Below are 20,932 nucleotides of genomic sequence, written 5' to 3' on the forward strand. Positions count from 1 at the left end.
AAGATGGATTACAAAAAAGCTGGAGTCGATATTGAAGCAGGTTATAAATCAGTAGAATTAGTGAAAGAACATGTTAAAAAAACAATGCGTCCTGAAGTCTTAGGAGGACTTGGTGGTTTTGCAGGTGCTTTTGATTTAAGCGGAATTAAAAATATGGAAGAACCGGTTTTATTATCAGGAACAGATGGTTGTGGAACAAAAGTGAAACTTGCTTTTGTAATGGATAAACACGATACAATTGGTATTGACGCTGTAGCGATGTGTGTTAATGATATTGCTTGTTCTGGAGGAGAACCACTTTTCTTCTTAGATTATATTGCTTGTGGTAAAAACTATCCTGAAAAGATTGCTTCAATTGTAAGTGGTGTTGCTGAAGGATGTTTACAATCTGAATGTGCTTTAGTTGGTGGTGAAACTGCTGAACATCCAGGTTTAATGCCTGAAGATGATTATGATTTAGCTGGTTTTGCTGTAGGTGTTGTTGATAAAAAAGATATTATTGATGGTTCAACAATTAAAGCAGGAGATACACTTATTGGTATTGCTTCAAGTGGTGTTCATTCAAATGGTTTTTCACTTGTTAGAAAAGTGTTTGAAATGACAAAAGAATCATTAGATGCATACTATGATGAATTAGGAAAAACTTTAGGAGAAGCTTTAATTGAACCAACACGTATTTATGTAAAAGCTTTAAAAAATGTAAAAAATGCGGGTGTTAGAATTAAAGGATGCTCTCATATTACAGGTGGAGGTTTCTTTGAAAATGTTCCAAGAATGCTTCCTGAAAATGTAAGAGCAGTTATTAAAAAAGATAGTTATCCAGTACCAGCTTTATTTGATTTAATTCAAAAAAATGGAAATATTGAAGAACATATGATGTATAACACATTCAATATGGGTCTTGGTATGGTAATTGCAGTTAATCCAAAAGATGTTGATGCAACAATGAAAGCTATTGAAGATGCAGGAGACAAATGCTATGTTGTTGGAAATATCGTTGAAGGAGATAAGGGCGTGGATCTATGCTAAAATTTGCGGTCTTTGTTTCTGGTGGAGGAACAGATTTACAATCTATTATTGATGCCAAAAACGAAGGAAAGATCAATGGCGAAATCGCTCTTGTTCTTTCTAATCGTCAAAAGGCTTATGGTTTACAAAGAGCTAAAGATGCTGGGATTGAAACAGCGGTTGTCAAAAAAGATGATGCTTTGATTGTAAAGATGTTAAAAGAAAGAAATATTGATTTTATTGTCTTAGCGGGTTATCTAGCAATTTTAACGGATGAGTTAATTGATGCATATCCAAATAAAATTATGAACATTCATCCTTCCCTTATTCCTTCTTTTTGTGGACCAGGAATGTATGGAATGCATGTTCATGAAGCTGTATTACAACGTGGTGCAAAGGTTTCGGGGGCAACCGTGCACTTTGTTTCAAATATTGTTGATGGGGGACCGATTATTAAACAAGTTGCTTGTGATATATCGGATTTAGATACAGCGGATGATATTCAAAAAAGGGTGTTAGAGATTGAACATAAATTATTACCTGAAGTTGTAGGGTTATATTGTGATAATAAGATAAAAATTATTGATGGAAAGGCAAAGGTAATTTAAATGAAAAGAGCTTTAATTTCAGTTACAAATAAAGATGGGGTTGTTGATTTTGCTAAAGGATTAGTAGAATTAGGTTTTGAAATTGTATCAACAGGAGGTACAATGAAAGTTTTACAAGAAAATGGGGTTTCTTGTATTGCAATTGATGATGTGACAGGATTTCCTGAAATGTTAGATGGACGTGTTAAAACACTTCATCCAATGGTACATGGAGGACTTTTATATCGTCGTGATTTACCTAGTCATGTTGAAACAATTAAAAAACACGGCATTCATCCAATTGATTTAGTATGTGTCAACTTATATGAATTTGAAAAAGCTTTAAAAGCTGGTAAAGATTTACCAGATATGATTGAAAATATTGATATTGGTGGACCATCAATGATTCGTTCAGCAGCTAAAAACTTTAAAGATGTTTTAATTGTTACAGATCCAAAAGATTATGACAATGTTTTAGATGCGATTAAAAATGATACAACTGATTTTGATTTCAGAATGAATCTTGCTTATAAAGCATTCTCTATGACAGGTGCTTATGATGCAATGATTTCAAGATACTTTGCAGATCAAGTTGGAGATCAATTCCCAGATACATTAAATCTTTCATTAAAGAAAGTAGAACATTTACGTTATGGTGAAAACTCTCAACAAGCAGCTAATAAATATGAAGATAGCTATGTTCAAAAATCTTTATTAGATTATGAACAACTTCATGGTAAAGAAATTTCATTTAACAATGTAAACGATTTATATGGAGCTGTTGCACTTGTTAGAGAATTTGGAGATCAAATCGTTACAGCAGCTATCAAACATTCAACTCCTTGTGGTGTTGCTATTGGAAATACAGGTTATGATTCTTATATGAAAGCCTATGAAGCTGATCCTCAATCTATCTTTGGTGGAATCGTTGCTGTTAACTATAAAATCGATAAAGCAACAGCTGAACAAATGCATAAGATTTTCTTAGAAATCGTAGCTGCACCAGATTTTGATGATGATGCTTTAGAAATCTTAAAGAAAAAGAAAAACTTACGTATTTTAAAACTTAAAAACTTAGATGCACGTGGTGCTAAATATGATATTAAATATCTTGAAGGAAAAGTATTAGTTCAAGAATTAAATACAAAAATGATTGATGAAATGAAAGTTGTGACAAATGCACAACCTACAAAAGAACAACTTACAGATATGGAATTTGGTATGAAAGTTGTTAAATATGTAAAATCAAATGCGATCTGTATTGTTAAAAATGGTGTAACACTTGCTATTGGTGGAGGACAAACATCAAGAGTATGGGCTTTAGAAAATGCTATTCATAATAATCCAGATAAAGATTTCAATGGTTCAGTACTTGCTTCAGATGCTTTCTTCCCATTCAATGACTGTGTTCAAGTGGCTGCAGATGCAGGTGTTCAAGCAATTATTCAACCAGGTGGTTCAATTAGAGATCAAGATTCAATTGATTTATGTAATGAAAAAAATATCCCTATGGTATTTAGCGGATATAGACACTTTAGACACTAGGAGGCTTATATGAAAGTTCTTGTAATCGGTAGTGGTGGTCGTGAACATGCGATTGCTTATAAATTAAAACAAAGTCCAAAAGTAACTGAACTTTATGCAATACCAGGAAATCCTGGTATTGCAAGTTTAGGTACATGTGTACCTGGTTCAGTAGAAGATAATGAATTTATTGTTGATTTTATTAAAAAAAATCAAATTGATTTAACTGTCATCGGTCCAGAAGTTCCTTTATGTAAAGGGCTTGCTGATGATATTGAAAAAGCGGGTTATAAAGCTTTTGGTCCTCAAAAAAAGGCGGCAACTTTAGAAGGAAGCAAAGCTTACTCTAAAGATTTTATGGTCAGACATCATATTCCTACAGCAAAATATGTTGAAGTCACAGACTTTGAAAAAGCTTGTAAAGAAGTTGATCACTTTGATTTTCCATTAGTAATCAAAGCAGATGGTTTAGCTGCTGGAAAAGGTGTTGTCATTGTTGAAAATAAAGAAGATGCCATTTCTACTTTAAAAGAAATGATGGTTGATGGTGCTTTAGATGGTGCCGGAAGTAAAGTTGTATTAGAAGAATTCTTAACAGGATTTGAATGTTCTTTACTTTGTTTTACAGACGGTAAAACAATTGTACCAATGGTTTCAGCAAAAGATCATAAACAAATCTTTGATGGAAATAAAGGACCTAATACAGGTGGTATGGGAACTGTTTCTCCAAATCCATTTTTACCAGAAGGTATGGACGAAGTCTTAAAAAAAGATATTCTTGATCCATTTATGCAAGGACTTAAAGAAGATCAAATGGACTATCGTGGAGTTGTTTTCATTGGTTTAATGATTGAAAATAATCAAGCGAAAGTACTTGAATTTAATGTCCGTTTTGGTGATCCTGAAACACAATCAATCCTTCTTCGTTTAGAAAGTGATCTTTATGAAATCATGGATGCTTGTGCGACTTATACTTTAGATCAAGTAGATGTCAAATGGTCAGATGACCACGTGGCTTGTCTTGTTCTAGCAAGTGGTGGATATCCAGGTAAATATGAAAAAGGAATTGAAATTAAAAATATTGACAAAGTAAGTGATGATATTGTTGTTTTCCATGCGGGAACAGCTTTAAAAGATGGTAAACTTGTCACAAATGGTGGACGTGTTTTAAATGTGTGTGCAAGAGGAGCAAATTTACAAGAAGCACTTGCGAAAGTCTATGAAACTGCTACAATTATTACATTCGATGGTATGTACTATCGTCATGATATTGGACTTAGATAGGAGAGAACTCTATGACAAATGTAAGAAGAATTTATGTAGAAAAAAGAAAAGAATACGCAACAGAAGCGCATGAAATTCAAACCAACCTCGTTGAACAATTAGGTTTAACGATTCATTCACTTCGTATTGTTCATCGTTATGATGTACAAGGAATTAGTGAAGAAATCTTACAACAAGGAATTAATACAATTCTTGCTGAACCAATGGTGGATCATGTTTATGATGAAACATTTCCAATGAGTGAAAAAGAATCTGTTTTCGCAATTGAATTTTTACCAGGTCAATATGATCAACGTGCTGATTCATGCGAACAATGTTTCCAAATTCTAACAGGAACATCTTCAACAAAAGTAAGATGTGCCAAACTTATTGTAGTAGACATTGATAAAAATGAAGATGTTTTAAATCAAATCAAACATTATTTAATTAACCCTGTTGATCAAAGAATTGCTTCTTTAGAAAAACCAGAACATTTAAATGATGAAACACCTGATATTAAATCTGTACCAACTTTAACTGGATTTAATGATTTAGATGAAACAGGATTAAATCAATTCTTAAAAGATAATGGAATGGCTATGAATCTTGATGATTTAAAAGTAACACAAGATTACTTTAAAAATGAAGAACATAGAGATCCTACTGAAACAGAAATTAAAGTATTAGATACATATTGGTCAGATCACTGTCGTCATACAACATTTGCGACAGTTATTACAGATATTGATATTCAAAATGGTGCTTTTAAAGAAATCTTAGAAAAAGATATTGAAAGCTATAAAACAAGTAGACATGCAGTTTATGGGGTAAATACAACAAGACCTCTTACTTTAATGGATCTTGCAACTATTTCAATGAAAGAACTTCGTAAAAAAGGATATCTTGATGATATGGAAGTTTCTGAAGAAATTAATGCATGTTCTATTGAAATCACTGTTCATACAAATCAAGGAGATGAACAATGGTTATTAATGTTTAAAAATGAAACACATAACCATCCTACAGAAATCGAACCATTTGGGGGAGCTGCTACATGTTTAGGTGGAGCTATTCGTGACCCACTTTCAGGACGTGCTTATGTTTACCAATCAATGCGTATTACTGGAGCAGGTGATCCAAGAAAAACATTGGCAGAAACAACGCCAGGTAAATTACCACAAAGAAAAATTTGTCAAGAAGCCGCTCATGGTTTTTCAAGTTATGGTAACCAAATCGGTTTAACAACAGGTTATGTTCATGAAATATACGATGAAGGTTATATCGCTAAACGTATGGAAGTAGGAGCTGTTGTGGCTGCTGCACCAAAAGAACAAGTAAAACGTTTAGAACCACAAAATGGACAAATCGTCTTATTAATTGGGGGACGCACAGGACGTGATGGTATCGGTGGTGCTACCGGTTCTTCAAAATCACATGATGTAAAATCTATTGAAACAGCAGGTGCTGAAGTTCAAAAAGGAAATCCTGTTGAAGAAAGAAAAATTCAAAGATTATTTAGAAATAAAGCGGTCTCAGAAAAAGTTGTTAGATGTAATGACTTTGGAGCTGGTGGAGTTTGTGTTGCCGTTGGTGAACTTGCTCCAGGGCTTGATATTGATTTAGATGCTGTTTTGAAAAAATATGATGGTTTAACAGGTACAGAACTTGCTATTAGTGAATCACAAGAACGTATGGCCATTGTTGTCAATGACTATGATGTTGATTTCATTAAAGAAGAATGTACAAAAGAAAACTTAGAAGTTGTTCAAGTGGCAACTGTTACAGATACAAATCGTTTAGTAATGAAGCACATGGGTAAAGATATTGTTAATATTTCTCGTGATTTCTTAGATGCTGCAGGGGCAAAACGTTATCAAAATATTGAAGTTGAATTACCAAACTTTGAAAGTACACCTTTTGATGAAGAAGAAAGAAATGATTTTGTTGGTACAACAAAAGAAGTATTATCAAGATTATCTGTTGCTTCACAAAAAGGTCTTGTTGAAAGATTTGACTCATCTATTGGAAATGGTACAGTTTTATCTCCTTATGGTGGACGTACATATCACACAGAAACAGAAGGTATGGCTGCTTTAATTCCTGTTTTAGGAAAAGAAACAACAACTGCTTCATTAATGGCTTATGGGTATAATCCTAAGATTTCTAAATGGTCACCATATCATGGAGCTATGTATGCTGTTGTTGAAAGTGTTGCTAAGATCGTTGCCATGGGTGGAAACTATCATACAATTCGTTTTTCATTCCAAGAATATTTTGAAAAATTATTAGATGATCCAAAACGTTGGGGTAAACCATTAGCTGCTTTACTTGGAGCTAATCGTGTTCAACAAGAATTAAAACTTCCATCAATTGGTGGTAAAGATTCAATGTCAGGAACATTTGAAAATATTTCAGTTCCACCAACACTTGTTTCTTTTGCTATTACAGCAAGTGATGTTCATGATGTTATGACACCAGAAGCAAAAGAAGCAGGACATATTTTAGCGGAAGTTCAAATTAAAAAAGATCAATTTAGAGTCTTTGATTTTGATCATTTACAAAAACAATATGATGCTATTCAAGATTTAATGAAACAAAAGAAAATTTATTCTGCATATACAGTTAAAGACGGTGGTGTAATCGAAGCTGTTTGTAAAATGGCTTTTGGTAATGGTTTAGGAGCTGCTTTCAATACAGATCATACTCTTGCTTCTTATGTTGAAAAGAATTATGGAAATGTTATTGTTGAAGTGAAATCTGAAAAAGATCTAGTAGGTTTAGATTATAGAGTAGTGGCTACTTTAAATGATAGTGAAAAATTCTCTTATGGAATGGATACAATTTCTATTCAAGAAGCTTACGCAATCAATAAAGCACCATTAGAAAGTGTTTATCCAACAAGAGAAAAAGCACCTACACAAGAAATTAAAGTTGCTGAATGTAAAACAAGATCAACTTTAAAAGCAAAACAATATATTGAAACACCTTTAGTTGTTATTCCAGTATTCCCAGGAACAAACTGTGAATATGATTCAAAACGTGCTTTTGAAAAAGCAGGGGCAAAGGTTGAACTTGTCTTAATTAGAAATAAAACAGAAGAAATGTTAAAAACATCGATTGATGAATTGGAAAATGCGATCAAACGTGCTAATATTGTGATGCTACCAGGAGGATTCTCTGCTGGTGATGAACCTGAAGGTTCAGGTAAATTTATTGCAACAGTTTTAAGAAATCCAAGATTAAAAGCAGCAATTAGTGATTTATTAGATAATAGAGATGGTTTAATGATTGGTATTTGTAATGGATTCCAAGCACTTATTAAATTAGGATTACTTCCATATGGTGAAATTAGAGATATGTCGGAAAATGACGCTACTCTTACATTCAATACGATTGGTCGTCACTTATCTCAATTTGTAGATACACGTATTGGTTCTGTTAAATCACCATGGCTTGCTAATGTTAATGTGGGGGATGTTCATGTTATTCCTATTTCTCATGGAGAAGGACGTTTTGTTGCTCCTAAAGAAGTTATTGATGAATTATTCGCTAATGGACAAGTATTCTCTCAATATGTTGATCCTAATCGTAAAGTCACAATGCAAACACCATACAATCCTAATGGTTCAATGTATGCTATTGAAGGTATTGTTTCTCGTGATGGTCGTGTTCTTGGTAAGATGGGACATAGTGAACGTCAAGGAGAAAACCGTTTTAAAAATGTTTATGGTGAAATGGATCAAAAATTATTTGAAGCTGGTGTAAATTATTTTAGAGGTGGTAAATAGAATGGATAAACAACAATTTGAATGTTTTACATTAAGTCCTTTAGATGGACGTTATGCAGGTATTAAAGATGCTTTAGGTGAATATTTTTCTGAATATGCTTTAGTGAAATATCGTGTTTTTGTTGAAATTCAATGGTTAAAATTTTTAATTGAAAATGTAGAAAGTGATGTTCTTTCTAAATTTGACAAAGATAACTTAGGACAAATCGAAGCTATTTCAAAAGATTTCAATTATGATTCTTTTAAAGCAATCAAAGATATTGAAGCTGTTACAAGACATGATGTTAAAGCAGTAGAATATTTCATTGGAAATCAATTAAAAGATATGGGTTATGATTATTTAATCAGTTTTGTTCATATTGGATGTACTTCAGAAGATATTAATAATACATCTTATGCTTGTATGATCAAACATGGTTTAAATGATGTTTGGTTAAAGAAAGCAAAAGAATTTACTGCTGTTATTAATAAATGGGCTGTTGAACATAAAAATGATGCGATGTTAGCTCATACTCATGGTCAACCTGCCACACCAACAACAATTGGTAAGGAATTTAAAGTTTATGCTTATCGTTTTACTTCAAGCATTGAAAATATTGAAAATATTAAAATTAAAGCTAAATTTAATGGGGCAACAGGAAACTATAGTGCTATTTTAACAGCATTTCCTCAATTAGATTGGCAAACTCTTAATAAAAAATTTGTAGAAGAATATTTAGGGTTAACTTACAATCCTTTAACAACACAAATTGAAAGCCATGATTATACATGTCATATTTTAGATGGTATTCGTCATTTCAATAATGTGTTAGTGGATTTTGATGTTGATATGTGGTTATACATTTCAATGGAATACTTCAAACAAATTCCTGTAAAAGGAGAAGTAGGAAGTAGTACAATGCCTCATAAAGTCAATCCAATTCGTTTTGAAAACTCAGAAGCAAATGTTGATATGTCTAATAATATTTGTGTTGGTTTATCAAACAAATTACCTAGATCACGTATGCAAAGAGATTTATCAGATAGTTCAAGTCAAAGAAATATTGGTTTAGCTTTTGGTTATTCTTTACAAGCAATTAGTGAAACAACAAATGGTTTAGCTAAATGTGTTGTTAATAAAGATAAACTTGCAGCTGACTTAAATGAAAAATGGGAAGTTCTTGCTGAACCAATTCAAACAATGCTTAGAAAATATGGTATTTCTGATGCCTATGATCAATTAAAAGAACTTACAAGAGGTAAAAATATTTCACAAGAAGCAATTATGGAATTTGCGAAAGGATTAGATGTTTTATCAGATGAAGATCGTCAAACTTTATTAGATATGACACCTGCAAGTTATATTGGATATGCTTCTAACTTATGTGATATTGATTTATAATGATTGATCGTCGTGCAATAAATATTTTATATAATGATCAAGTTGGCAAAAAGCTGGTAGAAGATTTCTATCAGCTTCTTGTTGTTTATAGTCAAAATGAAAAAATAAAACCTGTTGAAAGTTATCTTTTAAAATTGAATGATATTGCTAGAAAGAAGAAAACACGTCTTGTTTATTATGATAACCATAGTTTAAAAGAAGATCTGTCACAATTTATTGTAGAAGAGTATCGTCTTTCAAAAATGGAACAAAAATAAGACAAATTTGAGACATAAATGATTAAAAAACGTGGTATACTATAGATGCTAGAAATAGGAATTGATTTTTTAGTCATTATTTTATATAATCTTTGTAATCCATTGAGCAAGATTAAATAGTGGAAATAGTTAGAGAGAAGATGGTTGGTGAAAATCTTTGTATGGAAGCTATGGGACACTTGTGAGGAATTACTTGAAAAGAGTAATCGTTAATCGCGTTAAGATGAAAGTGCGTATGAAAATACGAATTAAGGTGGTACCGCGTTGAAACGTCCTTATGAGGGCGTTTTTATATTTTAAGGAGGAAAAATAATGGGATATAGTGCACCAAGAGGTACGGTAGATATTTTACCAGGACAAAGTGAAAAATGGATTAAATTAGAACAATTGTTAAGAACGATTGCCGCTAATTATAATGTCAAAGAAATGAGAACACCAATTTTCGAACATGCTGAATTATTTAACAGAGCTGTTGGGGATACAAGTGATGTTGTTTCTAAAGAAATGTATACTTTTCAAGATAAAAAAGGAAGATATATTTCACTTAGACCAGAAGGAACTGCTGGTATTGCAAGAGCTTATGTAGAAAATAAAATGTATGGTTTACCAGAAAAACTACAAAAAGTTTATTATATGGGACCAATGTTTAGATATGAAAGACCTCAAAATGGTCGACAAAGACAATTCCACCAATTTGGGGTAGAAATGTTAGGTGTTGAATCACCTTATGTAGATGTTGAATGTATGCTTATGGCAGTGACTGTTGTTGAAGCATTAGGACTTCAAAATGTCACACTTCATATCAACTCTTTAGGTGATAATGAATCAAGAGATGCTTATCGTGAAGCTTTAAAAGATCATTTTAGAGGCCATTTAGATGACTTATGCGAAGATTGTAAAGCACGTTTTGAAAAGAATCCTTTACGTATTTTAGATTGCAAAGTGGATGCGAAACATCCAGCTATGAAAACAGCACCGAAAACAATTGATTATTTAAGCGAAAGTGCTAAAAATCATTTTGATAAAGTATGTTCTTTATTAGATGATTTAGAAATTGATTATGTTATTGATACAAATTTAGTAAGAGGATTAGATTATTATTCTCATACTGTTTTTGAAATCATTTCTGATGATCCAAAATTAGGTGCTGGAGCTACTGTTGGTGGTGGTGGACGCTACAATGGTTTAATCGAAGAAATTGGTGGACCGGCTACACCTGGTGTTGGCTTTGCTTTTGGTATGGAAAGACTCCTTCTTGCTTTAGATGATGAAGAAGATGAAGACGAAGATGGTTTAGATTGTTATATTATGCCTTTAGGCGAAGAAGCAAAAGATCTTGCTATGCAAATTATTGCGATGTTAAGAGCAAATGGCTTTACATGTGAAATGGATCATGTATCTCGTGGCTTAAAAGGACAATTTAAATCAGCAGATCGTTTTAATGCACATTTCTCTATTATTTTAGGGGAAGAAGAAGTAAAAAATGAAGTGGTTAATATTAAATGTAATCATGATAAAGAACAAGTTGTAGTACCATTAGAAAATATTTTGGCACATATTGAAAATCATTTAAGTGGAGGACATGAACATGAATAGAACACATAATAACGGTGAACTTCGTTTAGAAAATGTTGGACAAACAGTTGAACTAAAAGGATGGGTTGCTAAAAAGAGAAATTTAGGAGCTCTTGTATTTATTGATTTAAGAGACCGTTATGGAATTACACAAATTATTATCAATGAAGAAATGGAAAACATTTCAAAAGATATTAAAAATGAATATATTTTATATGTTAAAGGAACTGTTGTAGAACGTTCTAGCAAAAATCCAAATATGCCTACAGGGGATATTGAAGTCGATGCATCAGAAATCAAAATCATCAATACAGCCAATACGACACCAATTATTGTTGCAGATGATACAGATGCTTTAGAAGAAACAAGAATGCAATATCGTTATCTTGATTTAAGAAGACCTGTTATGCAAAATAAAATTCTAACAAGACATAAAATTACAAGAAGTATTAGAGAATACTTAGATAATCATGATTTTGTGGATATTGAAACACCTTATTTAAACAGATCAACTCCTGAAGGAGCAAGAGATTTCTTAGTACCTTCACGTGTACACCATGGTGATTTCTATGCTTTACCACAATCACCTCAATTATTTAAACAATTATTAATGGTTGCTGGTTTTGAAAAATATTACCAAATTGCTCGTTGTTTCAGAGATGAAGATTTAAGAGCGGATCGTCAACCAGAATTTACTCAAGTTGATGTTGAAATGTCATTTATGACTACAGATGAAATCATCGAAGTTGGTGAAAATATGGTAGCTAAAGTCATCAAAGATGTAAAAGGTGTTGATGTTAAGTTACCACTTCCACGTATGACTTGGCATGAAGCGATGGAAACATATGGTATTGATAAACCAGATATCCGTTTTGATATGAAACTTGTTAACTTAAATGAAGTTGTTAAAGATGTTGATTTTATGGTATTTAAATCAGCTTTAGAAAATAATGGATATGTTAAAGGGATTAATGTTAAAAATCATGCAAGTGATTATTCAAGAAAGAAAATTGATCAATTAACAGAACTTGCAAAAACATATAAAGCAAAAGGTCTTGCTTGGTTAAAAGTAAATAATGGTGTTGGTGAAGGACCAATTGCTAAATTCTTTAGCGAAGAACAAATGCAAAGATTAATTGAAGCAATGAATGGTGAAGATAACGACTTATTATTATTTGTATCGGATACAAAATATATGGTTGTTTGTGATGCTTTAGCTGCTTTACGTAATCATTTAGGAAAAGAATTAAATTTATATGATCCAAAAGAATTAGGATTATTATGGGTTGTTGATTTCCCAATGTTTGAATATGATGATGAAACTCAAAGATATTATGCAATGCATCATCCATTTACAAGACCTAAAGAATCAGATTTAGATAAAATAGATACAGATCCAGCAAATTGTCTTGCTGATGCCTATGATATTGTTTTAAATGGTTTTGAACTTGGTGGAGGTTCTCAACGTATTTACGAACAAGACTTACAACAAAGAGCTTTCAAAGCTTTAAGTTTAACAGATGAACAAGTAAGAAATAAATTTGGTTGGTTTGTTGATGCATTAAAATATGGGACACCACCACATGGAGGATTTGCTTTAGGATTAGATCGTCTTGCCATGTTACTTACTGAAAGTGATTCTATTAGAGATGTTATTGCTTTCCCTAAAAATGCCAGTGCAACATGTCCAATGTCTAAAGCACCAAACAGTGTAGAAGAAGATCAATTAAAAGAATTAGGTATTGGAGTTTTAAAAGATGAATAACGATCGTATACAAGAAATACTTGATTTAATGGAAGAAGCAAGATTGGATTACTTTTTAATAAGTGATCCTCAATCAATTGCTTATTGTACAGGATACTATAATGATCCGCATGAAAGAATGTTTGTTTTCATGATTTCAAAACATGGAAATCATACCTTATTCATGAATGATTTATTTTATTTGGATCATGATTTAGATGTTAACATTGTTTGGCATAAAGATGGACAAGATGCTATTCAAACAATTGTTGATGAAATGCATTTTCCAGGAAGAATTGGAATTGATAAAAATTGGGCCTCACATTTCTTGTTAGATCTTATGAAAAAACTCCCGGATGCAAAGTATATCAATGCTTCACCATGTGTTGATCTCGTACGCATGAAAAAAGATTTACAAGAACAAGTTTTAATGATTGAATCAAGTAAAATCAATGATGCTGTTATGGAAGAAATCATTCCATTCATTCAAGAAGACGTGACAGAAAAACAACTTGCTAAAAAATTAGATGAATTATTTTTCAATCATCATTCTACTTGTTATGGGGCGATTGTTGCATTTGGTAAAAACGCTGCTGATCCACATCATGAAAATGATGATACACTACTTAGAAAAGGTGATTGTGTACTGATTGACATGGGATGTGTTTATAAAGGGTATTGTTCTGATATGACACGTACATTCTTTTATGAAGGTATTTTGGAAGAAGAAATTAAAGTTTATGAAATTGTAAAAAAAGCAAATGAAGCTGCAGAAGCAATGATCAAACCAGGAGTTAAATTATCAGATATTGATAAGTGTGCAAGAAAAGTCATCAGTGATGAAGGCTATGGAAAATATTTTACACATCGTTTAGGACATTTTATTGGTCGAGATGTTCATGAATATGGAGATGTCTCTTCGGTAAATGAAATGGAAGTTGAAGAAGGAATGATTTTTTCAATTGAACCAGGTATTTATTTAGAAGGAAATTTCGGAGTACGTGTAGAAGATCTAGTTATGGTGACAAAAGATGGATGTCAGGTTTTAAATTCATTTACAAAAGATATTTATATTATTTAAAAACGAGCTTGTGCTCGTTTTTTTTGTATAAAAAAGAAAAAAATGAGTAAACTTTTAAAGTGAAAAAATATTTTTAAAGCCTCTTTAAATAGACAAATTTTGTCAACAAGAAATTATATAATAATATCAAAAGAAAGGATGAATTATATGGAAGTAAAAAGAGGAGATTTGTTTTATGCTGATTTGAGTGTAGGTGTAGGAAGTGAACAATCTGGAATTCGACCTGTTGTTGTTATTCAAAATGATAGTGGGAATCGATTTAGTACAACTATTATTATTTCACCTTTGACATCATCTAAAAAGAAAAATATTCCTACCCATACATTTATTAAATCAAGAGATGATTTAAAAGAAAATTCAATTGCCTTGCTTGAACAAATGAGGACCATTGATAAATCACGGTTGATTAGAAAAATAGGGGAATTAACGCCATTAGAAATGGAACGTATTAATAAATGTATTCGTATTAGTTTAGGGGTTTAAACTTACATAGAATGTTTCAAAACGGGCTTTGCTCGTTTTTTTTAAAAAATATACACTTAACAAAGAAAAAGAAATCAATTTGTGATAGAATAGTTAGCGAGGTGACAAGTATGTATTATTTTATAGGAATTAAAGGGTCAGGAATGGCTCCACTAGCAACAATTTTATATGAATTAGGGAACGAAGTTGCTGGAAGTGATATTGATAAATATATATTTATTGAAGATGAATTGAGAAAAAGAAATATTCCAATTTATTCATTCAATAAAGATAATATAAAGGATGGTTATCACGTAATTATTGGTAATGCTTTTGATGAATCCAATGAAGAAGTCAAAGCAGCTTTAGAAAATCCAAATGTAAAGTGTACAAGATATTATGATTTCTTAGCTGATTTTATGGAACATTATGTTTCTATTGCTGTTGCAGGAACACATGGAAAAACAACAACAACAGGTATGGCTTACCATTTATTTGAAGATTTTGATAAAACATCTGTTTTAATTGGTGATGGAACTGGACATGGACAAGTAGGAAGTAAATATTTTATTTCAGAAACGTGTGAATTCCAAGATCATTTCTTACATTATCATCCAGATTATGCCATTATTAATAACATTGAATTAGACCATGTTGATTATTTTGGAAATCTTGAAAGATATATTCAATCTTTTGAACAATTTGCTAAGCAAGTTAAGAAAACAGTTATTGTTTGGGGAGATGACCCTAACATTAAGAAAATTCATTTTGAAAAACACGTTTTAAGATTTGGTTTAGGTGAAAATAATGATGTTCGCGCTGTTAATGTTTTAGAAACACCACAAGGATTATCATTTGATGTTTATATTCATCAAGAATTATTTGGACATTTTAACATACCATTATTTGGAATGCATATGTTATATAATTCATTAGCTATTATTACTCTTGGTTATTTAGAAGATATGTCTTATGACTATATTTTAAGTAAACTTCAAACATTCAAAGGAACAAAACGTCGTTATACTGTAAAAACTCAAGGAAACAATGTTTTTGTTGACGATTATGCACATCATCCAACTGCAATCAGATATGTTATTGAAGCAACAAGAGTGAGATATCCTGGTAAGAAAATCGTTGCCATTTTCCAACCAGATCGTTTTTCAAGGGGAGCGCGTTTTGCTAAAGAATTTGCTCAAGAAATGGATAAAGCGGATTACCCATATTTCTGTCCATTCCCAGAAAATGCAAAACATGAAGACGGTATTGATATTGATATCTATGATATTTCAAAAAATAGTGCACGTGCTAAAGTCATTACTGAAGATGAAGCAGGTGTTAAAGAATTAATGCAATATGATAACTGTGTATTCTTATTTATGAGTAGTAAAGATATTTATAAATTTGAAGAAATGTTGATTGAAGCCAAAAAATCTATATAAAAAGAGTAAATTATGGTAAAATTATTAATGAAAGTAGAGGGATGTTTATGACAACAATGGACATTTGTTACTGTGTTTTAATTTTAGCAGGTGCATTTTGTTTAGTTGCTTTAGGGGTGTTGTTTATTCGTACATCAACAGCAATTAAACAAACAGGGGATACTGTTGAAATGGCACAAGATACATTGAAAAGAGTTGATAAAATCTTAGATGATGTCAATTACAAATTAGACTTATTAAATGCGCCTGTAGAAACAGTTGCAAAGTTCTTTGATCCTCAAAGACCAAAGTTTAATCCATTGAAAATGATGATGAGCTTTATTAAGAAAAAATAGAAAGGTGAGATAATATGAAATTAGGAAGATTTTTAACAACTTTAGGAATTGGTGCTCTTGCTGGGATGTTATTGGCACCAAAAAAAGGAAGCGAGTTAAGAGAAGAATTAAAAGGTAAAGGAAAAGAAACTCTTGATAGTGCTAAAGAAATGACATTTGAAGACTATCAAAAATTAATTAGTGAAACAATTGATAGTATTAAAAAAACAGTTGATGAATTTGATGTTGATGACTTTAAAGATAGTTCTTTAGCAAAATTAAATGAATTAAAAGATAAATTTGATGATGTTGTAACAAAATTACAAGATAGCGACCAATATTCTAAATTAAAAGATCAAGTTGATAATGTTATTGTCCAAGTGAATGATAAAATTAATGAAGTTAAAGAAAAAATGAGCGAACAAGAATTTGATGATTTTTCTGATTTAGAAGATGAAATTAATGACATTGAAGATGATTTAAATGTCATTATCGATGATTTAAAAGACTAATGAAAAAAGCAACGATTTATGATGTTGCAAGAGAAGCAGGTGTTTCTCTTGCAACTGTATCTCGTGTTATTAATGGGTCATCAGTTGTTCGTGAAAAAACTAAAGAAAAGGTAATGAAGGTTATTGATGAACTAAACTTCAAACCTAATCAAATTGCTCGAGGTCTTGCGACAAACAAAACTACAACTATTGCAATTATCTTCCCACAATCATTATTTGCTCATGTAAAAGATATGATTGGTGGTATTGGTGATGCTGGTAGAACATTGGATTACAATATTACGATTTATACAACAGATGATATTGGAAATGGTCCAATGGACGACGTTATGGAAAAAGTCATTCGCACAAGAGCCGATGGAGTTATATTATTTAATAACGATAATATTGATCAACAAATTGAACTTGTTAAAAAACATAGTATTCCGGCAGTTGTTATTGGAATGCAAGTAAGTGATGAATCGATAGGTTCTGTTTATGTTGATGCACAAAAGATTACATATGATATTGTTAATAATTATTTAGAAAAAGGTAAAAATGATATTATTTTTGTAAGTCCTCAACAAAATCTTATTCGTACAGTTGATTTGATTGAAGGAATGAAAAAAGCTTATCAAGATCATCAATTACCATTTGATGAGTCAACACAGGTTATTAATACTTCTACTCACTATGAAGAAAGCTATACACAATTTGTTGAACATTTTAGAAATCATAAACATGATTTAGTTTTTGCAAGTTATGATAAAGAAGGGGTTGCAGTTGTTAATGCAGCAATCGATAATAACATAAGCATTCCAGATGATATGGAAGTTATGGCTATGATGGATACAAGCTACTCACTTATTTGTAGACCATCACTATCAACGATTCATCTTCCAATTTATGATATGGGTGCATTGGCTGTACGTTTACTTACTAAAATTTTAAATCAAGAAGAATTAGAAACAAAAGAAGTGTGCGTAGGCTATACAAATATTTATCGTAAATCAACTATTCAATAAACCACGAAAGTGGTTTATTTTTATATTCACTTGACTTTGAATATGAAATTTAATATGATGTATTTACAGCAATGAAGGAGACAAGTAATATTACTTAATTGTTATAGAGAGCTTGTGGTTGGTGGAAACAAGCCAAGAGGTAATATGAATACACTCTGGAGCTTCTAAGTGCAAAGCTTAGACGGTGCAAGCCGTTATCTACTTGAGTGTATGTCTTTGACATGAATTTAGGATGGTATCGCGATCAACTCGTTCCTATGGGAATGAGTTTTTTATTTCAAGGAGGAAATTATGAAGATTTATGATGAATTAGTTTGGAGAGGATTAATTAAAGATGTCAGTTCTCCAGAAATTGAAGAAAAATTAAATAATGGAGGATTAACTTTCTATATTGGAACTGATCCAACAGGAGATAGTTTGCACATTGGGCACTTTTCATCTTTTTTAATTAGTAAAAGATTAAAAGATGCCGGGCATAATCCAATTTTATTAGTTGGGGGAGCAACAGGATTAATTGGTGATCCTAAACCTGATACAGAAAGACCAATGATTACAAAGGAACAAGTTCAACATAACTTTGACTGTTTAAAAGCACAAGCTCAAAAGATTTTTGGTTTTGAAGTGGTTAATAACTATGATTGGTCAAAAGATTTAAACTTTATTGACTTTTTAAGAGATTATGGTAAATATTTTAATGTCAATTATATGTTGAATAAAGACATTGTAAAAAGAAGATTAGATTTAGGTATTACTTATACTGAATTTTCTTATATGATCATGCAAGCAATGGATTTCTACTGGTTACATGAAAATAAAAATTGTCAATTACAAGTTGCTGGGCAAGACCAATGGGGAAATATTACTGCTGGTATTGAATTAATTAGAAAGAAAACTGGAAAAGAAGCCTATGGTTTTACAATGCCACTTTTAACTAAAAGTGATGGAACAAAATTTGGTAAAACAAATGGTAAAGCGATTTGGTTAGATCGAGAAAAAACTTCTCCTTATGAAATGTATCAATTCTTTATTAATTCAGAAGATGATAAAGTTATTGATTACTTAAAATTCTTAACTTTCTTAACACCAGAAGAAATTATGGAATTAGAAGAAAAAAATAAAACACAACCTCATTTAAGAGAAGCACATAAAGCTTTAGCTAGAGAAGTTATTACATTCTTACATGGTGAAGGAGCTTATGAAGAAGCAGTTCAAGTTTCACAAACATTATTCTCTGGTCAAATTCAAAATTTAACTTTAGAACAAGTTGATGTTGCTTTTGAAGGTGTACCAACAGTTGAAACTGAAGAAAATGAAATGAATATTTTAGACGCTTTAATTTTAGTTGGAGCTGCTAAAAGTAAAAGAGAAGCGAGAGAATTTGTTAATGGGGGATCTGTTTTAATCAATGGTGAACGTATTAAAGATTTAGAATTTACTGTTAAAAAAGAAGATGCTTTTGGACAAAGCAAAACAGTTATTCGTCGAGGAAAGAAAAATTATTTTGTATTAAAATATAATGGATAAAAGCTCTTAGGAGCTTTTTTTTATAAAGAATATGGTATACTATCTAATAAGGAGGGACGGCTATGGAAAAATTAAGAAGTATTTTTGATTTTATATATGGATATTATTTAGATTACCGCTATAAAGTACCACCTGCATCTGCTTTGTCTTTTGCTTATTATATGATACTTTCAATTATCCCAATATGTACATTATTGGCTTTTTTTACACCGTTTTTTCCTTTAGATATTAAAACAGCACAAGAAATTTTATCATATTATTTAAGACCGGATGTGACAAAAATGGTTATTCAACTGATAGAACCACGTTCTTTATCAATAACAACTATAACCACTTTAATAGCGTCTATCTTTGTTGTAAGTAGAGGTTTTTATCAGTTACATCGTATTTCTAAAAATATGTTTCCTAATGATAAAGAATATCCATTTTTCATTGATCAAGGAATTACTTTTTTAAAAACCATTCTTATCTTTATTTTAATACTTGCAGTGATTTCTTTATTGATTATTTTTCCGTTTTTTAAGATTATCTTTATTGATCAACATAATTTTATAACAAGAGTTTTATTCTTATTTATCATTATTTTTGTTATTTTATTTTTATTATATAAAATCATTCCTGATCAAAATGTAGATTTTTTAGATACAATTAAAGGAACAGTCGTTGCAACATTATTGATTGAATTGATTATAGGTATTTTATCTATTTATTTTTCCATTGTTGATTATAGCAACGTTTATGGTCCGTTAGCGGCGTTGGTTATGTTGATGTTTTCGATTGCTGTATGTTCAGAAGCTATTTATTTTGGTATGTATGTTATTTTTGAATGTCATATTCGAAGATTAATAAAAAAATTATAAAGGAGAAAAGTAATGTATCCTTATATCAATTTAGAAAAAACAGGCAAACAAATACAAAAGTATATGAATCAAGGTGGCTATTGTGTTCAAGATATTCAGACTTATCTAGGACTTTCTTGTAAACAAAGTGTTTATAAATGGCTAAAAGGCAAGTCATTACCTAATTTAGAACATTTATGTGCTTTAAGTTATTTGTTTCATTGTAAGCTAGATGATTTAGTTGTTACACAAATGAATTATTATGTAATCAAAGAAACAATATGTCAGTATTCATTAGGAGATTGTTAATGATTTATTTAGTAATAATAAATGTATTAGGCTTTTTGATAATGGGTCTTGATAAAGCAAAAGCAAAAAAACAAAAATATCGTATTTCTGAAAATACTTTGCTTTTTGTGGCTTTGATAGGTGGAAGTTTAGGAAGCTATTTAGGTATGTATTGTTTTCATCATAAAACGAAACATGTGAAATTTTATATAGGTATACCGTTGATTTTATTTATACAAATCTTGATTTATTGTTTTTATTTTTATACAAAATTCTAGACAAGAATTTTGTATATGCTATAATACAAACGTATTAAGCGAATGCTTTGATCCACATTGT

Annotated in this window: 19 protein-coding genes and 1 other annotated feature; all 19 genes read left to right on the forward strand. The window is 31.1% G+C overall.

The window, feature by feature from the left end; all coding sequences use genetic code 11:
- Positions 1-3 precede the first annotated feature (3 nt).
- The 19 genes from purM (at position 4) to LJD34_RS01710 (ending at position 20,871) form a co-directional block, all read left to right on the forward strand.
- Complete coding sequence (gene purM / locus LJD34_RS01620; RefSeq protein WP_264474772.1) at positions 4-1,029, forward strand: phosphoribosylformylglycinamidine cyclo-ligase; 1,026 nt, start codon at positions 4-6, stop codon at positions 1,027-1,029.
- On the forward strand, positions 1,023-1,616 hold the full coding sequence (gene purN / locus LJD34_RS01625) for a phosphoribosylglycinamide formyltransferase (RefSeq protein ID WP_032090143.1): 594 nt from the start codon (positions 1,023-1,025) through the stop codon (positions 1,614-1,616). Before purM ends, purN begins: the two co-directional genes overlap by 7 nt.
- The gene (gene purH, locus LJD34_RS01630) at positions 1,617-3,140 is read left to right on the forward strand and encodes a bifunctional phosphoribosylaminoimidazolecarboxamide formyltransferase/IMP cyclohydrolase (RefSeq protein WP_147580214.1); all 1,524 of its coding nucleotides are present in this window, start codon (positions 1,617-1,619) and stop codon (positions 3,138-3,140) included.
- 9 nt (positions 3,141-3,149) lie between these two features.
- Positions 3,150-4,403: a phosphoribosylamine--glycine ligase gene (purD, locus tag LJD34_RS01635; protein WP_147580215.1), complete on the forward strand. Its 1,254-nt coding sequence runs from the start codon at positions 3,150-3,152 to the stop codon at positions 4,401-4,403.
- An 11-nt stretch (positions 4,404-4,414) separates the two neighbouring features.
- Positions 4,415-8,170, forward strand: a complete 3,756-nt coding sequence (locus LJD34_RS01640; RefSeq protein WP_227359042.1) for a phosphoribosylformylglycinamidine synthase — start codon at positions 4,415-4,417, stop codon at positions 8,168-8,170.
- Position 8,171: 1 nt separating this feature from the next.
- Positions 8,172-9,551, forward strand: coding sequence for an adenylosuccinate lyase (purB, locus tag LJD34_RS01645; RefSeq protein ID WP_032090139.1), 1,380 nt, complete (start codon positions 8,172-8,174; stop codon positions 9,549-9,551).
- Entirely contained in the window at positions 9,551-9,808 is a 258-nt protein-coding gene (locus LJD34_RS01650) for a hypothetical protein (protein WP_117850080.1), read from the forward strand. The genes purB and LJD34_RS01650 overlap by 1 nt, the downstream gene beginning before the upstream one ends.
- Positions 9,809-10,120: 312 nt before the next feature.
- Entirely contained in the window at positions 10,121-11,404 is a 1,284-nt protein-coding gene (hisS, locus tag LJD34_RS01655; RefSeq protein WP_032090137.1) for a histidine--tRNA ligase, read from the forward strand.
- Positions 11,397-13,148, forward strand: coding sequence for an aspartate--tRNA ligase (aspS, locus tag LJD34_RS01660; RefSeq protein WP_227359043.1), 1,752 nt, complete (start codon positions 11,397-11,399; stop codon positions 13,146-13,148). The genes hisS and aspS overlap by 8 nt, the downstream gene beginning before the upstream one ends.
- Entirely contained in the window at positions 13,141-14,208 is a 1,068-nt protein-coding gene (locus LJD34_RS01665; RefSeq protein ID WP_227359044.1) for a M24 family metallopeptidase, read from the forward strand. The genes aspS and LJD34_RS01665 overlap by 8 nt, the downstream gene beginning before the upstream one ends.
- Positions 14,209-14,355: 147 nt before the next feature.
- Entirely contained in the window at positions 14,356-14,691 is a 336-nt protein-coding gene (locus LJD34_RS01670; RefSeq protein ID WP_022001469.1) for a type II toxin-antitoxin system PemK/MazF family toxin, read from the forward strand.
- 110 nt (positions 14,692-14,801) lie between these two features.
- On the forward strand, positions 14,802-16,112 hold the full coding sequence (locus LJD34_RS01675; RefSeq protein ID WP_032090134.1) for a UDP-N-acetylmuramate--L-alanine ligase: 1,311 nt from the start codon (positions 14,802-14,804) through the stop codon (positions 16,110-16,112).
- A 47-nt stretch (positions 16,113-16,159) separates the two neighbouring features.
- Positions 16,160-16,447: a DUF948 domain-containing protein gene (locus tag LJD34_RS01680; protein ID WP_032090133.1), complete on the forward strand. Its 288-nt coding sequence runs from the start codon at positions 16,160-16,162 to the stop codon at positions 16,445-16,447.
- A gap of 14 nt (positions 16,448-16,461) precedes the next feature.
- Positions 16,462-16,938, forward strand: coding sequence for a YtxH domain-containing protein (locus tag LJD34_RS01685; protein ID WP_227359045.1), 477 nt, complete (start codon positions 16,462-16,464; stop codon positions 16,936-16,938).
- A complete protein-coding gene (locus LJD34_RS01690) occupies positions 16,938-17,942 on the forward strand; it encodes a LacI family DNA-binding transcriptional regulator (RefSeq protein ID WP_032090131.1) in 1,005 nt (334 codons plus the stop codon). Before LJD34_RS01685 ends, LJD34_RS01690 begins: the two co-directional genes overlap by 1 nt.
- A gap of 62 nt (positions 17,943-18,004) precedes the next feature.
- Positions 18,005-18,202: a binding site (T-box leader), on the forward strand.
- 31 nt (positions 18,203-18,233) lie between these two features.
- Positions 18,234-19,466: a tyrosine--tRNA ligase gene (gene tyrS, locus LJD34_RS01695; protein WP_032090130.1), complete on the forward strand. Its 1,233-nt coding sequence runs from the start codon at positions 18,234-18,236 to the stop codon at positions 19,464-19,466.
- Between the two features lie 62 nt (positions 19,467-19,528).
- The gene (locus tag LJD34_RS01700) at positions 19,529-20,326 is read left to right on the forward strand and encodes a YihY/virulence factor BrkB family protein (protein ID WP_227359046.1); all 798 of its coding nucleotides are present in this window, start codon (positions 19,529-19,531) and stop codon (positions 20,324-20,326) included.
- 12 nt (positions 20,327-20,338) lie between these two features.
- On the forward strand, positions 20,339-20,614 hold the full coding sequence (locus LJD34_RS01705) for a hypothetical protein (protein ID WP_227359047.1): 276 nt from the start codon (positions 20,339-20,341) through the stop codon (positions 20,612-20,614).
- The gene (locus LJD34_RS01710) at positions 20,614-20,871 is read left to right on the forward strand and encodes a DUF1294 domain-containing protein (RefSeq protein WP_227359048.1); all 258 of its coding nucleotides are present in this window, start codon (positions 20,614-20,616) and stop codon (positions 20,869-20,871) included. Before LJD34_RS01705 ends, LJD34_RS01710 begins: the two co-directional genes overlap by 1 nt.
- The last annotated feature ends 61 nt before the right edge of the window (positions 20,872-20,932 follow it).

The sequence above is a fragment of the Faecalibacillus sp. MSK20_93 genome (genome assembly GCF_020589945.1).
GTDB classification, from domain to species: domain Bacteria; phylum Bacillota_I; class Bacilli_A; order Erysipelotrichales; family Coprobacillaceae; genus Faecalibacillus; species Faecalibacillus intestinalis.

Bases quoted from the DNA above. Each gene is read 5' to 3' on its own strand.
- LJD34_RS01690 (WP_032090131.1), top strand. From the start codon at position 16,938: ATGAAAAAAGCAACGATTTATGATGTTGCAAGAGAAGCAGGTGTTTCT.
- LJD34_RS01705 (WP_227359047.1), top strand. From the start codon at position 20,339: ATGTATCCTTATATCAATTTAGAAAAAACAGGCAAACAAATACAAAAG.
- LJD34_RS01685 (WP_227359045.1), top strand. From the start codon at position 16,462: ATGAAATTAGGAAGATTTTTAACAACTTTAGGAATTGGTGCTCTTGCT.
- purD (WP_147580215.1), top strand. From the start codon at position 3,150: ATGAAAGTTCTTGTAATCGGTAGTGGTGGTCGTGAACATGCGATTGCT.
- purB (WP_032090139.1), top strand. From the start codon at position 8,172: ATGGATAAACAACAATTTGAATGTTTTACATTAAGTCCTTTAGATGGA.
- LJD34_RS01710 (WP_227359048.1), top strand. From the start codon at position 20,614: ATGATTTATTTAGTAATAATAAATGTATTAGGCTTTTTGATAATGGGT.
- LJD34_RS01670 (WP_022001469.1), top strand. From the start codon at position 14,356: ATGGAAGTAAAAAGAGGAGATTTGTTTTATGCTGATTTGAGTGTAGGT.
- LJD34_RS01650 (WP_117850080.1), top strand. From the start codon at position 9,551: ATGATTGATCGTCGTGCAATAAATATTTTATATAATGATCAAGTTGGC.
- aspS (WP_227359043.1), top strand. From the start codon at position 11,397: ATGAATAGAACACATAATAACGGTGAACTTCGTTTAGAAAATGTTGGA.
- hisS (WP_032090137.1), top strand. From the start codon at position 10,121: ATGGGATATAGTGCACCAAGAGGTACGGTAGATATTTTACCAGGACAA.
- LJD34_RS01640 (WP_227359042.1), top strand. From the start codon at position 4,415: ATGACAAATGTAAGAAGAATTTATGTAGAAAAAAGAAAAGAATACGCA.
- purH (WP_147580214.1), top strand. From the start codon at position 1,617: ATGAAAAGAGCTTTAATTTCAGTTACAAATAAAGATGGGGTTGTTGAT.
- tyrS (WP_032090130.1), top strand. From the start codon at position 18,234: ATGAAGATTTATGATGAATTAGTTTGGAGAGGATTAATTAAAGATGTC.
- LJD34_RS01675 (WP_032090134.1), top strand. From the start codon at position 14,802: ATGTATTATTTTATAGGAATTAAAGGGTCAGGAATGGCTCCACTAGCA.
- LJD34_RS01680 (WP_032090133.1), top strand. From the start codon at position 16,160: ATGACAACAATGGACATTTGTTACTGTGTTTTAATTTTAGCAGGTGCA.
- LJD34_RS01700 (WP_227359046.1), top strand. From the start codon at position 19,529: ATGGAAAAATTAAGAAGTATTTTTGATTTTATATATGGATATTATTTA.
- purN (WP_032090143.1), top strand. From the start codon at position 1,023: ATGCTAAAATTTGCGGTCTTTGTTTCTGGTGGAGGAACAGATTTACAA.
- purM (WP_264474772.1), top strand. From the start codon at position 4: ATGGATTACAAAAAAGCTGGAGTCGATATTGAAGCAGGTTATAAATCA.
- LJD34_RS01665 (WP_227359044.1), top strand. From the start codon at position 13,141: ATGAATAACGATCGTATACAAGAAATACTTGATTTAATGGAAGAAGCA.